General features: G+C 45.8%; 13 protein-coding genes, 1 tRNA gene, 2 rRNA genes, 1 other RNA gene and 1 other annotated feature. Of the genes, 15 read left to right on the top strand and 2 right to left on the bottom strand.

Annotated features, from left to right (window positions below):
* Window positions 1–10 precede the first annotated feature (10 nt).
* From rrf to M3221_RS25185, 7 genes are all read left to right on the top strand, one after another.
* Window positions 11–126 (top strand): 5S ribosomal RNA (rrf, locus tag M3221_RS25215).
* A gap of 259 nt (window positions 127–385) precedes the next feature.
* Complete coding sequence (gene guaB / locus M3221_RS25210; protein WP_251274784.1) at window positions 386–1,849, top strand: IMP dehydrogenase; 1,464 nt, start codon at window positions 386–388, stop codon at window positions 1,847–1,849.
* Window positions 1,850–1,996: 147 nt separating this feature from the next.
* Entirely contained in the window at window positions 1,997–3,337 is a 1,341-nt protein-coding gene (locus M3221_RS25205) for a D-alanyl-D-alanine carboxypeptidase family protein (protein ID WP_251274783.1), read from the top strand.
* A 107-nt stretch (window positions 3,338–3,444) separates the two neighbouring features.
* Window positions 3,445–4,326: a pyridoxal 5'-phosphate synthase lyase subunit PdxS gene (pdxS, locus tag M3221_RS25200; protein WP_242237755.1), complete on the top strand. Its 882-nt coding sequence runs from the start codon at window positions 3,445–3,447 to the stop codon at window positions 4,324–4,326.
* Entirely contained in the window at window positions 4,326–4,919 is a 594-nt protein-coding gene (pdxT, locus tag M3221_RS25195; protein WP_251274782.1) for a pyridoxal 5'-phosphate synthase glutaminase subunit PdxT, read from the top strand. Before pdxS ends, pdxT begins: the two co-directional genes overlap by 1 nt.
* A 32-nt stretch (window positions 4,920–4,951) precedes the next feature.
* Window positions 4,952–5,172: a binding site (T-box leader), on the top strand.
* A 44-nt stretch (window positions 5,173–5,216) separates the two neighbouring features.
* Entirely contained in the window at window positions 5,217–6,497 is a 1,281-nt protein-coding gene (gene serS, locus M3221_RS25190) for a serine--tRNA ligase (protein ID WP_251274781.1), read from the top strand.
* 59 nt (window positions 6,498–6,556) lie between these two features.
* Window positions 6,557–6,649: transfer RNA gene (locus tag M3221_RS25185), tRNA-Ser, on the top strand.
* Between the two features lie 65 nt (window positions 6,650–6,714).
* Here the strand turns inward: M3221_RS25185 and M3221_RS25180 are convergent.
* Together M3221_RS25180 and M3221_RS25175 are read right to left on the bottom strand one after the other, a co-directional pair.
* The gene (locus M3221_RS25180) at window positions 6,715–8,001 is read right to left on the bottom strand and encodes a glycoside hydrolase family 18 protein (protein WP_251274780.1); all 1,287 of its coding nucleotides are present in this window, start codon (window positions 7,999–8,001) and stop codon (window positions 6,715–6,717) included.
* Between the two features lie 47 nt (window positions 8,002–8,048).
* Window positions 8,049–8,597, bottom strand: a complete 549-nt coding sequence (locus tag M3221_RS25175; protein ID WP_251274779.1) for a cysteine hydrolase family protein — start codon at window positions 8,595–8,597, stop codon at window positions 8,049–8,051.
* Window positions 8,598–8,651: 54 nt separating this feature from the next.
* Between M3221_RS25175 and tadA the strand changes: the two genes are divergently transcribed.
* From tadA to M3221_RS25135, 8 genes are all read left to right on the top strand, one after another.
* Window positions 8,652–9,140, top strand: a complete 489-nt coding sequence (tadA, locus tag M3221_RS25170) for a tRNA adenosine(34) deaminase TadA (RefSeq protein WP_251274778.1) — start codon at window positions 8,652–8,654, stop codon at window positions 9,138–9,140.
* Between the two features lie 45 nt (window positions 9,141–9,185).
* Window positions 9,186–9,450, top strand: an RNA gene (gene ffs / locus M3221_RS25165) — signal recognition particle sRNA large type.
* Between the two features lie 120 nt (window positions 9,451–9,570).
* Window positions 9,571–11,292 carry a DNA polymerase III subunit gamma/tau gene (gene dnaX / locus M3221_RS25160; RefSeq protein ID WP_251274777.1) on the top strand — a complete coding sequence of 574 codons (1,722 nt, stop codon included), beginning with the start codon at window positions 9,571–9,573 and terminating at the stop codon, window positions 11,290–11,292.
* A gap of 24 nt (window positions 11,293–11,316) precedes the next feature.
* Window positions 11,317–11,637, top strand: a complete 321-nt coding sequence (locus M3221_RS25155) for a YbaB/EbfC family nucleoid-associated protein (RefSeq protein WP_375164564.1) — start codon at window positions 11,317–11,319, stop codon at window positions 11,635–11,637.
* Between the two features lie 16 nt (window positions 11,638–11,653).
* Entirely contained in the window at window positions 11,654–12,250 is a 597-nt protein-coding gene (recR, locus tag M3221_RS25150; RefSeq protein WP_242237741.1) for a recombination mediator RecR, read from the top strand.
* 14 nt (window positions 12,251–12,264) lie between these two features.
* Entirely contained in the window at window positions 12,265–12,483 is a 219-nt protein-coding gene (locus M3221_RS25145; protein ID WP_242237739.1) for a YaaL family protein, read from the top strand.
* Between the two features lie 35 nt (window positions 12,484–12,518).
* On the top strand, window positions 12,519–12,719 hold the full coding sequence (locus M3221_RS25140) for a pro-sigmaK processing inhibitor BofA family protein (protein ID WP_251274776.1): 201 nt from the start codon (window positions 12,519–12,521) through the stop codon (window positions 12,717–12,719).
* 274 nt (window positions 12,720–12,993) lie between these two features.
* Window positions 12,994–13,099: ribosomal RNA gene (locus M3221_RS25135) — 16S ribosomal RNA — on the top strand; the annotation flags it as partial.

The following is a 13,099-nucleotide window of genomic DNA, read 5'->3' as shown; positions in this document are numbered from 1 at the left end:
AACTTCATAGTCAGGTGGCAATAGCGAAGAGGTCACACCCGTTCCCATCCCGAACACGGCCGTTAAGCTCTTCAGCGCCGATGGTAGTTGGGGGTTTCCCCCTGTGAGAGCAGGACGCCGCCTGGCACGCTAAGACAACTTGAGAAATCGGGTTGTCTTTTTTGTTGTAATTTTTGAAGAACAAGCTAAAATAAAACAGAAGAATGCCTCTGCGACACTGAATATGGGAAATATTGTTTCCCTGCCGCGTGAAAAAATGTTTGCTTTAACGTTCGGATTTAAGTGTGAAAATTCCAAAAAATCTAACTTATAAAGCGAACCTTGACATTATACCCGTTCAATTGATAACCTACTAATAATATTTTTCGGTCAGGGAGGCTTAATTATGTGGGAAGATAAGTTCGAAAAAGAAGGTTTAACGTTTGATGATGTATTGCTTGTTCCAGCTAAATCTGAGGTGCTTCCAAAAGACGTATCTCTAAAGGTGGAATTAACACCTACCTTGAAACTGAACATCCCAATGATCAGTGCAGGGATGGATACTGTAACAGAAGGCGATATGGCTATCGCAATGGCCCGTCAAGGCGGCTTAGGAATCATTCATAAAAACATGAGTATTGAGCAGCAAGCTGAGCAGGTAGACAAAGTAAAACGCTCTGAAAGCGGCGTTATCACCGACCCATTCTTTTTAACACCTGAGCATCAAGTGTTTGATGCCGAGCACCTAATGGGCAAATATCGCATTTCTGGTGTGCCAATTGTAAACAATCAAGAAGAGCAAAAGCTTGTTGGCATCCTGACAAACCGTGACCTTCGCTTTATCCAGGACTACTCCATTTTAATTACAGACGTAATGACGAAGGAAAACCTGGTGACAGCTCCAGTAGGAACTACACTGGATGAAGCAGAAAAAATTCTTCAAAAACACAAAATTGAAAAGCTTCCACTTATTGATAAAGACGGCGTTTTAAAAGGCCTTATCACGATTAAAGATATTGAAAAAGTAATCGAGTTCCCGAACTCGGCAAAAGACGCGCAGGGACGCCTTTTAGCAGGCGCTGCTGTTGGAGTAACAGGAGACACGATGAAGCGTGTTGAAATGCTTGTTAAGTCCCAGGTAGACGTAATTGTTGTCGATACGGCACACGGCCACTCAGCAGGCGTAATCAACACCGTAAAAGAAATCCGCGCTGCTTATCCTGACTTAAACATTATCGCTGGAAATGTTGCTACAGCTGAAGCAACACGTGAGCTGTTCGAAGCGGGCGTAGATGTTGTAAAAGTAGGAATCGGTCCCGGCTCTATCTGTACAACGCGTGTTGTAGCCGGTGTAGGCGTACCACAAATTACCGCTGTATACGATTGTGCAACAGAAGCGCGTAAGCACGGCAAAGCGATCATTGCCGATGGCGGCATTAAGTACTCCGGTGACATCGTTAAAGCCATTGCAGCCGGCGGCTCTGCAGTTATGCTCGGCAGCTTGCTTGCGGGTACATCAGAAAGCCCTGGTGAAACAGAAATCTTCCAAGGACGCCGCTTCAAGGTATACCGTGGTATGGGTTCTGTAAGTGCGATGGAAAAAGGCTCAAAAGATCGTTACTTCCAGGAGGATGCAAAGAAATTTGTTCCAGAAGGTATCGAGGGACGTATTCCTTACAAAGGTCCACTATCTGACACATTGTATCAGTTAACAGGCGGCCTTCGTTCAGGTATGGGTTACTGCGGTACAAAGGATATCGTAGCACTTCGTGAAGAAAGCCAGTTTGTTCGTATGACGGGTGCGGGTCTTCGTGAAAGCCATCCGCACGATGTGCAAATTACAAAAGAAGCACCTAACTATTCTCTATAAGAACACGTATAAAGCCTGTCCATTGCCGGACAGGCTTTTTTTCTTCTTTATAAAACGAGTTATCTAGGTCGTTTCTCGTCTATTTTTCTCCTGAATGTGTATGGTACAATAACGAAAGTGTTGCATAATAAATGGAGGGTTTTGAGTGTGAGAAAAAGAAATGGGTATCGGATCAGTGCCGTTGTATTGAGTATTTTGTTGTTTTTTGGATTATTTTCTCCGGGAGCGTTAAAGGCGGATGCCGCATTTGATGTTAATGCAGGTGCAGCCATTTTGGTTGATGGAGAAACAGGACAGATTTTGTTTGAAAAAAATAGCAACCAGCAGCTCGGTGTAGCAAGTATGTCGAAAATGATGACAGAATATCTGCTGCTTGAGGCTGTTAAAAAAGGAAAAGTAAGCTTGGACGATACGTATCAGGTATCGGAGTATGTATATCAAGTGTCACAGGATCGCAGCTTGTCGAATGTACCACTTCGTGCGGACGAAACATACCAAATCCGTGAACTCTATGAAGCGATGACCATTTATTCAGCCAATGCGGCAACAATCGCGATTGCAGAAAAAATTGCCGGTTCAGAAGCGGAATTTGTTAAGTTAATGAACAAAAAAGCAAAAGAACTCGGAATGGAAAAAGCAAAATTCGTCAATGCGACGGGATTAAACAATAAAGACTTAAAAGGCCATCATACGACTGGTGGACCGACAGAGGAAAACACGATGACAGCCCGGGATGTGGCGACACTTGCTTACCGGCTGGTGAACGATTATCCGGAGGTTCTTGAAACAGCGGGAATTCCGAAAAAGAAATTCCGGGAGGGAACTGACGATGAAATTGCAATGGAAAATTGGAACTGGATGCTTCCATCCCTTGTTTTTGAATATGAGGGCATGACAGGGTTAAAAACGGGAACAACAGATTTCGCCGGATATTGCTTTACTGGAACAGCTGAACGCGACGGCCAAAAGTTAATTGGTATTGTGATGGATGCCACGGATGATAAAGGCGAGGGGACGTACAACGCTCGTTTTACCGAAATGAAAAAGCTGATGGATTATGGCTTCACTCAATTTGAGCGTAAAGAAATTGCAGCAGCCGGAAGCACTGTAAAAGGAGCTGAAACGGTACCTGTTCAAAAAGGAAAAGAGAAGGAAGTAAAGCTTGAAACAGCTTCCGATCTGTCTGTTTTAGTGCCAAAAGCTTCAAACACGAAATATAAAACGGATATAACGTTAAATAGTTCGGATTTGGATAAAAATAACGAGCTGGTTGCCCCGGTTAAAAAGGGTAAAGTGGTTGGTTTTGTTGAAGTTCAGGATGAAAAAGGAGAGGCTGTTCCTTTCCTAAAAGCAGGCGGTCAGACAAAAGTGCAAACCGCCGAAAACGTTGAGAAAGCGAATTGGTTTGTTTTATCAATGCGGGCAGTTGGCGGTGGAATCGCAAACGGCTGGCACTGGCTGATAGATACGATAACTGGTTGGTTTTAATAAAAATCACCTTCTGCTATTGACAGAAGGTGATTTTTCGTGTTTATTAGGATTTAAGTATTTTACAAAAAATCAGACCTTTCTGATCAATATAGGAGGAATATCAAATGAATACAGGTACAGACCGTGTAAAACGTGGAATGGCAGAAATGCAAAAAGGCGGCGTAATTATGGACGTCGTAAATGCGGAGCAGGCAAAAATTGCAGAAGAAGCAGGTGCAGTTGCAGTTATGGCGCTTGAGCGCGTTCCTTCTGACATTCGTAAAGCAGGCGGCGTTGCCCGTATGGCAGATCCTCGTATTGTAGAAGAAGTGATGAACGCTGTAACGATCCCGGTTATGGCGAAAGCGCGTATTGGCCACATTGTAGAAGCACGTGTGCTTGAAGCAATGGGTGTTGATTACTTGGATGAAAGTGAAGTGTTAACGCCAGCAGATGAAGAATACCACTTGCTGAAAAGCGATTTTACTGTTCCGTTCGTTTGCGGATGTCGTGATATCGGTGAAGCAGCACGCCGTATCGGTGAAGGTGCTTCCATGCTCCGCACAAAAGGCGAGCCGGGAACAGGAAACATCGTAGAAGCCGTGCGCCATATGCGCAAAGTAAATGCACAAGTGCGTAAGCTCGTTCATATGAACGAAGATGAAATTATGACAGAAGCAAAAATTCACGGCGCTCCTTTTGAAGTATTAATGCAAATTAAAAAAGAAGGACGTCTTCCGGTTGTCAACTTCGCAGCAGGCGGTATTGCAACACCAGCGGACGCAGCACTGATGATGGAGCTTGGTGCAGACGGCGTATTCGTTGGATCTGGTATTTTCAAATCAGAAAACCCGGCGAAATTTGCCCGTGCGATCGTAGAAGCAACCACTCATTACCAGGACTACAAATTGATTGCCGAACTTTCGAAAGAGCTTGGTGAGCCGATGAAAGGCCTTGAAATTGCCGGCATCGCAGCAGCTGATCGTATGCAGGAGCGCGGCTGGTAATGACAAAGATCGGTGTACTGGGCTTGCAGGGTGCCGTTCGTGAGCATGTTCGTTCAATAGAGGAAAGCGGAGCAGAGGCTGTAGTGGTAAAATGGCCGGAGCAGCTGGATGAGCTGGATGGGCTGATTTTGCCCGGCGGTGAAAGTACAACAATGCGCCGCTTAATGGACCGTTACGGTTTTATGGAGCCGCTGCGGGCATTCGGGGAATCAGGGCGTCCAATGTTTGGGACGTGCGCAGGCCTTATTTTACTCGCTGGCGAAGTGGTTGGGTATGATGCGCCGCATCTTGGCTTAATGGATATCAAGGTTGAACGAAACTCATTTGGCCGTCAAAAAGAAAGCTTCGAAGCAAACCTTGCCATTAAAGGCGTGGCAGATGATTATAATGCTGTTTTTATTCGGGCGCCGCATATCGTCTCAGCCGGCGAAGGAACAGAAGTATTGGCAGAATGCGACGGGCGGATTGTCGCTGCGCGCAACGGCCAATATCTCGGTTGTTCCTTTCATCCGGAATTGACGGATGACCATCGCATTACCGCTTACTTTGTCAAGATGGCGGAGCAGGCAAAAGCGTCACTTGCGCATTCATAAAAAATGTAGTACATTGAATGCAAATCGAATAGTGAAACGCGATGAAGGAAGTCAGTAGCTTGATACTTCTTCTTAAAGAGAGCCGGTGGATGGTGCGAACCGGTGTAGAAGCCAGGTGAATCCGTTCTGGAGCGGGATGCTGAACACAAAGAGTAGGCATTGACCGGCGCAGGCCGTTAAAACGTTGTTTGAGAGGAAAGCTGTATGGCTTTCAATCAGGGTGGTAACGCGGAATCAAACTTCCGTCCCTTTCCATAGGGGCGGAAGTTTTTTTATTTTTTAAAGGAGGAATTGCATATGCTGGATATGAAATATTTGCGGTCTCATTTTGCAGAAGTGAAAGAACGCCTGATGTTCCGGGGCGAGGATATGAGCGCATTTGAAGATTTTGAAGAACTGGAGAAAAAGCGCCGTGAGCTGCTTGGCCAGACAGAAGAGCTGAAGAGCAAACGCAACACAGTATCACAGGAGGTTGCTCGTTTAAAAAAGGAAAAACAGGATGCGGATGCACTCATTACAGAAATGCGTGAAGTCGGCGAAAAAATTAAAGAGCTTGATACGGAGCTTCGGGAAACAGAAGAAAAACTGGAGCAGCTGATGCTGCGGATGCCGAACATCCCTCATGAAAGTGTCCCGGCAGGCGATTCTGAAGAAGATAATGTGGAAATTCGTAAGTGGGGAAGCGTACCGAAATTTAGCTTTGAAGCAAAGCCGCATTGGGATTTAGCAACGGATTTGGATATCCTTGATTTCGAGCGTGCCGGCAAAGTAACAGGCAGCCGCTTTACTTTCTATAAAGGGGCGGGTTCAAAGCTTGAACGTGCTCTTATCAGCTTTATGCTGGATCTGCACACAGAAGAACATGGATACACAGAAATGATGCCGCCGTACATGGTAAACCGGGGAAGTATGACAGGAACAGGGCAGCTGCCAAAGTTTGAAGAGGATGCTTTCCGGATTGAAGCGGAGGATTACTTCCTCATTCCGACAGCGGAAGTGCCGGTGACAAACTATCATCGCGATGAAATCTTAAATGGTGAGGACCTGCCGATCGCTTATGCAGCGTACAGCGCGTGCTTCCGTTCTGAAGCAGGATCTGCCGGCCGTGACACGCGCGGTTTAATTCGCCAGCATCAATTTAACAAAGTAGAAATGGTTCGTTTTGTAAAGCCGGAAGATTCTTATGCAGAGCTTGAAAAGCTGACAGGTCATGCGGAAAAAGTACTGCAGCTGCTCGGTCTTCCTTACCGTGTGCTTGATATGTGTTCTGCGGACCTCGGGTTTACTGCAGCGAAAAAGTACGATATTGAAGTATGGCTGCCAAGCTACAATGAATATAAAGAAATTTCTTCTTGCTCAAACTTTGAAGGCTTCCAGGCACGCCGGGCGAATATTCGTTTCCGCCGCGAGAAAAACGGCAAGCCGGAGCATGTGCATACACTAAACGGGTCAGGTCTTGCGATTGGCCGTACAGTGGCGGCTCTTTTAGAGAACTACCAGCAGGAAGACGGAAGTATTCTTATTCCAGAAGTGCTGCGTCCATATATGGGCGGCAAAGAAAAAATCGAAAAAAAATAAGTGGAATCGTGTTGACAGAATAATTTACCCTATGATAAATTAATTCTTGTCGATACGACGGAGGAATACCCAAGTCCGGCTGAAGGGATCGGTCTTGAAAACCGACAGGCGGGTCAAACCGCGCAGGGGTTCGAATCCCCTTTCCTCCTCCATTTTTAACATAAGTGCATAATTGGAGATATGAACGCCCATCTGACTTGTCAGATGGGCGTTCTTTTTATATTTTAACGACCGTAAACCGATCAGAAAGCAGCAGCCAGTTTTGCGGAAAGGAAAAACCAATTTTCCAATAAGCGATGCCGCGCAGTCCGAGCTCTCTAATGAGCGAGAATTTTGCATCGACCGAGCGTGCATCTTCAAACCAAATTTTATGAGCGCGTCCTTCTTCGTCTGTGTAGTCAATAAAAGGAGCCTGTGCTGTGAAATCATAACGGACGGAAGCGTTGTAACGTGCCGCGCGCCTTAGTGCTTCCTGCGGGCTGACCGCTCTTGCAAATGGATTTCCTGGCCTGTATGGCAGTGTCCAGTCATATCCGTATAAATTTTGGCCCATGACGATTTTTGAAGCAGGCATTTCCGTTACGGCGTACGTAAGGACGTTACGGACAGGTCCAATCGGTGAAACGGCCATTGGCGGACCTCCGCTGTATCCCCATTCATAGGTCATAAGCACGGAGAAATCCACAATTTCTCCATGCGCTTTGTAATCATGCGCTTCATACCACTGCCCCTGCTGGGTGGCGCTTGTTTTAGGCGCAAGAGCGGTTGAAACCGTTTTGCCTTCGCGGTGAAATCGTTCCACCGCCCGGCGGAGAAACTGGTTGTATGCTTCCCTGTCCTCAGGCCGCAAATATTCAAAATCAAAATGAATATCCCTGAAATTTGTTTGGGCGGCAATCCGGCTGATATTGTTTAAAAAGGTTTCCTGTACAGCTGTATCGTTCAGCAGTACGCGGGCAAGCTCTCCACTGAACTGTCCTTCTTCTAAATTGGTAATGTCCATCATGAGCACGGTGCCATGTTGTTCAGCAATTGTTGCGATAGGGCTAACAGCCGGTTCTGTCAAAGATCCATCCCGTCTTGCATTGTAGCTGACCGGGGCGAAGTAAGTGAGATGGGGGGCCGCTTCCCGGGCTTGATTGAGAATAGTGCTTGAATAACCGGCCGCAGAAGGCTCGACGTAAGCAAGAGACTCAATTTGTTTTTTTGGAGGCGATGGAATACGCAGCCGACGTCCGATTTGAAGCGGGGCAGTTGGCGACAAACCGTTGAGACGAACAATTTCCTCAACGGTCACTCCATACTGCCTTGATATTTTCCATAAGCTGTCTCCGGCGACCACAGTGTGGAACCTTCCTGCAATAGGGATCACCAGCGCCTGTCCGACCACAAGATGTGGCAGAGTCGCAAGCTGGTTTGCGTCGCTGATTGCATCTACGGTTGTCCCGTACCGCCGTGCAATTTGAAATAATGTATCGCCGCTTTTCACAACATAAATGTCCATACGCCGTTCCTCCTCTCTATACTAAGTGTACAGAGAGGAAAGGCGTCTTATGACAACAGTTGAATCAAATCATTTGACGGGCGCACATCTGCGCTCAGAACTGTTTCCATCATTTCAAGCGCATATTCGTTGAATTTCTTTTCCTCTGATGCAATGGCATCCTTTGGAACGTAAATGTTAAACTCGCGCATATAAGCGTCGTTTGCAGTAAAGAAAACACAAATGTTTCCGGCTACGCCTGTTACGGCTACCGAATCTACACCTAGTTCATGCAGCAGTGTATGAAGAGCGGTACCATAAAAAGCGGAATGCTTTGGCTTGATTAAAAAGTAATCTTCGTCGCTCGGCTTTATTTGCTGTATAATAGGAGCGCTTATTTCATTAGATGCGTGGTCTATAATCAGACCAATATCCGCTTTCCAAAGTCCATAGTGGTCATTTATATAAATAACGGGCCATTCTTTTTGATGGAAATGATCTTTTAACTGCAAAATCGGTTCGATCGTTTCTTTTGTAAAGCCGGCCAGTTGTTTCCCTTTTGGGAATTGAAAATCGTTAATCATGTCAACAACTAGAAGTGCACATTTTTTGGTCATAACTGTTCCTCCTTCACTTCTATATGTAATACCCTTATTTCTGCAGAAAGGAGCATGAAAGTGGACGAATTTTTTATGAAGCTGGCAATTGAGGAAGCAAAAAAAGCCGAGCGCCTCGGTGAAGTGCCGATCGGGGCGGTAATTGTGAAAGACAATAAAGTCGTTGCATCGGGATACAATTTGAGGGAAACGACTCAAAACGCGGTTACCCATGCAGAGCTTTTAGCCATTCAGCGCGCTTGTGAAGCAACAGAAGGCTGGAGGCTGGAAGGAACGACGCTTTACGTTACACTGGAGCCGTGTCCGATGTGCAGCGGCGCCATTTTATTGTCTCGTGTAGAGCGGGTGGTTTACGGAGCGGCAGATCCAAAAGCCGGCTGCGCCGGTACACTGATGAATCTGCTTGAAGATGACCGTTTTAACCATCGCTGCGAAGTGGTACCCGGTGTGTTGGAAGAAGAATGCGGCATGATCCTGACGCAGTTTTTTCGGAATATCCGGCAAAGGAAAAAGGAACAAAAAAAGCAGCAACAGAGTAAATAGTTTCCACATTGCTTTTTTTGACTCGAGGTAGTATAATAGATCTTGCCGTGCTAAGTGGGGAGGTAGCGGTGCCCTGTATCCGCAATCCGCTCTAGCGGGACTGAATTCCTTCTCGAGGCTGTTTAATTGTGGGGTCTGCCTTTTGTAAGTGGCGTTGACGTTCGGGTCCTGCGCAATGGGAACCCATGAACCATGTCAGGTCCGGAAGGAAGCAGCATTAAGTGGACTCTCTCATGTGCCGCGGGGCAGCCTGGGCTGAGCTAACTGCTCAAGTAACGCCTGTGATTGGCAGTCGACAGAAGGTGCACGGTATTACATAATAAACATAAACAAGGCGTCCGGTTTGCCGGGCGTCTTTTTGCTTTCATTGGAATAGAAAAGGTGTGCTCGTTCGTTTATAATAAAACAAGAAAGATGAAGGGGGTACAGAATGAGCTATCAGGCATTATACCGTGTATGGCGGCCGCAGAACTTTGCGGATGTCGTTGGGCAGGAGCACATAACGAAAACGCTTCAGAACGCTCTCCTTCAAGACAAGATCTCACATGCTTATCTTTTTTCCGGCCCGCGTGGAACCGGAAAAACAAGTGCGGCGAAGATTTTAGCTAAAGCGGTAAACTGTGAGAACGGTCCTTCAGCAGAACCGTGCAATGAATGTGCATCCTGCCGGGGAATTTCAGATGGATCCATTCAGGATGTAATTGAAATTGACGCAGCTTCGAACAATGGTGTAGATGAAATTCGCGATATTCGCGACAAAGTAAAGTACGCACCCGGCTCTGTCCGGTTTAAAGTATATATTATTGATGAAGTGCACATGCTTTCAACCGGCGCGTTTAACGCTTTATTAAAAACGCTTGAAGAACCACCGGCGCATGTGATCTTTATTTTGGCGACAACGGAACCGCACAAAATTCCTCTCACGATTATTTCCCGCTGCCAGCGGTTTGATTTTAAGCGAATTACGGCTCAGGCGATTACCGGGCGCATGACGCTTATTTTAAATGAAACCGGAACAGCGTTTGATGAACCGGCACTGCCGATCATTGCCCGAGCGGCGGAAGGTGGAATGCGTGACGCCCTTAGTCTGCTCGATCAAGCGGTTTCTTACAGCCGCGGCCATTTAACAGAAGAAGATGCTCTAACAGTAACCGGGACAGTCGGGCAGGAGATGCTTCAGGGCATCGCCGCGGCCGTTTTTAATCAAAACGCCGCTGAAGCCGTTCAAACACTGAACAAACTGCTTATGGAAGGAAAAGATCCGGCTCGATTTACGGAGGATTTAATTTTATATTTCCGTGATATGCTGCTTTTAAAAATGGCGCCGGAACTTGAAGAATCATTAGAACGCACAATGGCGGAAGAAACGTTTACAGAACTTGCCGGCCGGGTGTCTGAACCGGCTATTTACGAATATATCGCCATTTTAAATAAAGCGCAGCAGGATATGAAATTCACTAATCATGCGCGAATTTATCTTGAAGTGGCCCTCGTGAAAATGAGCCGTCTTCACGTAAAAGCAGAGTCTGCTGCCTCCGGCCCGGAAATCGCCGGCTTGCTTGAAAAAATAAACCGGCTTGAGCAGGAAGTACAGGAGCTGAAAAAACGTCCAGCCGGCTCAATAGAAACGGAAGCATCGAAGCCGGCTGCGAAGAAAATGTCACGCCCGAGCAATCAATTTAAAGTGGCCGTTCCGCAGATTGAAAAAGTACTTTCGGAAGCAACAAAGCAGGATATTCAAAATATCAAAAGCCGCTGGGGCAATATGATTGGCTACTTGAATGAACGGCAAATGCGCTCTCAGGCAGCTCTTTTAAATGATGCAGAACCTGTCGCTGCGTCTGCAGACTCATTTGTGTTAAAATTTAAATACGAAATTCATTGTCAAATGGCCTCTGATAATAAAGCGTTTATGGATTCCATTTCGACGATTTTAAATGAATTAACCGGCAAGCCATATCGGCCGCTTGTTGTGCCGGAAGAAGCGTGGCTCGACATTCGCCGCTCTTTTGTAAAAAAGCAAAAAGAAGAAGGCATTACAGCACCACCGGGTGAAGAAGCAGAAGCGGATGTGCCGGAAGAGGAAGAAGATCCTCTCGTGTCAAAAGCGCTTGAGCTTGTTGGAGAAGAATTTCTTGAAATCAAAGACTAATTTAATTGGAGGATGATGAACATGATGCGTGGCGGAGGAATGGGCAACATGCAGAATATGATGAAGCAGATGCAGAAAATGCAAAAGCAGATGCAGCAGGCGCAGGAAGAACTGGCGGAAAAACAATTTGAAGGAACAGCAGGAGGCGGCATGGTGAAAGTCAGCATGTCCGGCCAAAAACAAGTAACCGATGTTCAAATCAAAGAAGAAGTTGTAGATCCAGATGATATCGAAATGCTTCAAGATCTTGTTCTTGCAGCAGTAAATGACGCGCTGAAAAAAGTAGACGATGAAACGAACCAGACGATGGGACAGTTTACGAAAGGGATGAACCTTCCTTTCTAAAGAGGAGGAATTATACATGTATTATCCCGAACCTATAACGAAGCTGATTGACAGCTTCATGAAATTGCCGGGCATCGGGCCAAAAACAGCGGCTCGTCTGGCTTTTTTTGTGCTAAACATGAAAGAAGAAGATGTGCTTGAATTCGGGAAAGCACTTGTGAATGCCAAACGTGATCTTGGCTATTGTTCAGTATGCGGCCATATTACCGATCAAGATCCATGTTCCATTTGTAAAGATGAGCGCCGTGACCGAAGCATTGTCTGCGTCGTACAGGACCCCAAAGACGTCATTGCGATGGAGAAAATGAAGGAATACAATGGCTTGTACCATGTTCTTCATGGCGCTATCTCTCCAATGGAAGGAATCGGGCCGGAAGATATCAACGTACCGGACTTAGTGAAGCGGCTTCAGGATGAAACCATTAAAGAAGTCATTTTAGCGACCAATCCGAATATCGAAGGAGAAGCAACGGCGATGTATATCTCCAGGCTGCTAAAACCATCTGGTATCCGGACGACCCGCATTGCTCATGGTCTTCCAGTCGGCGGTGATCTTGAATATGCCGATGAAGTGACTTTGTCTAAGGCGATAGAGGGACGCCGGGAGCTGTAAGGAGGAAAGCATCTATGTTTTTTCGCAAAAAACAAAGCATGCGCAGTATATATGATGATAAATTAATCAGCTTAATGAGCCAGGCAAGAACAGATTGGTTTAAAAATCGTGACCTGCTTCGTCTTAGCTTTGAACAAAACAATGAGCTCGAAGCTCAAACAAAAGCTGCTCAAGCGAAATATTTCTTTTTGTTCCGCGAAGCGAAAAAGCGGCAAATTCGCATAAAAGAATAATTCTCTTCTATATATAGAGGAGGAGTGTGAAAAAAATGCGAAAATTGAGCGAGATTCTGATGATAATTTTTAAGAAAACAGTGATAGGTGCTTTTCTTTTATATGTGATCAATGTATGTATACAAGAGACGGATCTATATATTGTGATAAATCCATTTACCGCTTTTTTAGCCGGTTTCCTCGGGCTGCCGGGAGTTCTCTCTCTGGCAGCTATTTATTTTTTTGTTTTCCCGTAAAAAAATATTGAAAAGTTATTGACGCGAAAGAGATGATCTGGTATATTAATAAAGTTGCTGCTGAAAAGCAGTCAGCAAGAAACAAAGAAGTTAAAAAAGATATTGACACATCGCATCAGATAATGATATGATGTTATAGTTGTCGCAGAGATGACATGAACGAATTGAACATTGAAAACTGAACAAAATCAATAAAAACGTCAACGTTTTAAATTTTTATCTCCCACTAAAAACACCCCGTGTTTTAGTGGGGACAAATGAGCAAGTCAAACACTTTTTGGAGAGTTTGATCCTGGCTCAGGACGAACGCTGGCGGCGTGCCTAATACATGCAAGTCGAGCGGACTTGACAGAGCTTGCTCTGTTCAAGTTAGCGGCGGA

Origin of the sequence: Domibacillus indicus, from assembly GCF_023715895.1 — a bacterium.
GTDB classification, from domain to species: Bacteria; Bacillota; Bacilli; order Bacillales; family Domibacillaceae; genus Domibacillus; species Domibacillus indicus_A.
The sequence above is the reverse complement of the archived record's forward strand: the minus strand, read 5'-3'. Positions and strand labels throughout refer to the sequence as shown.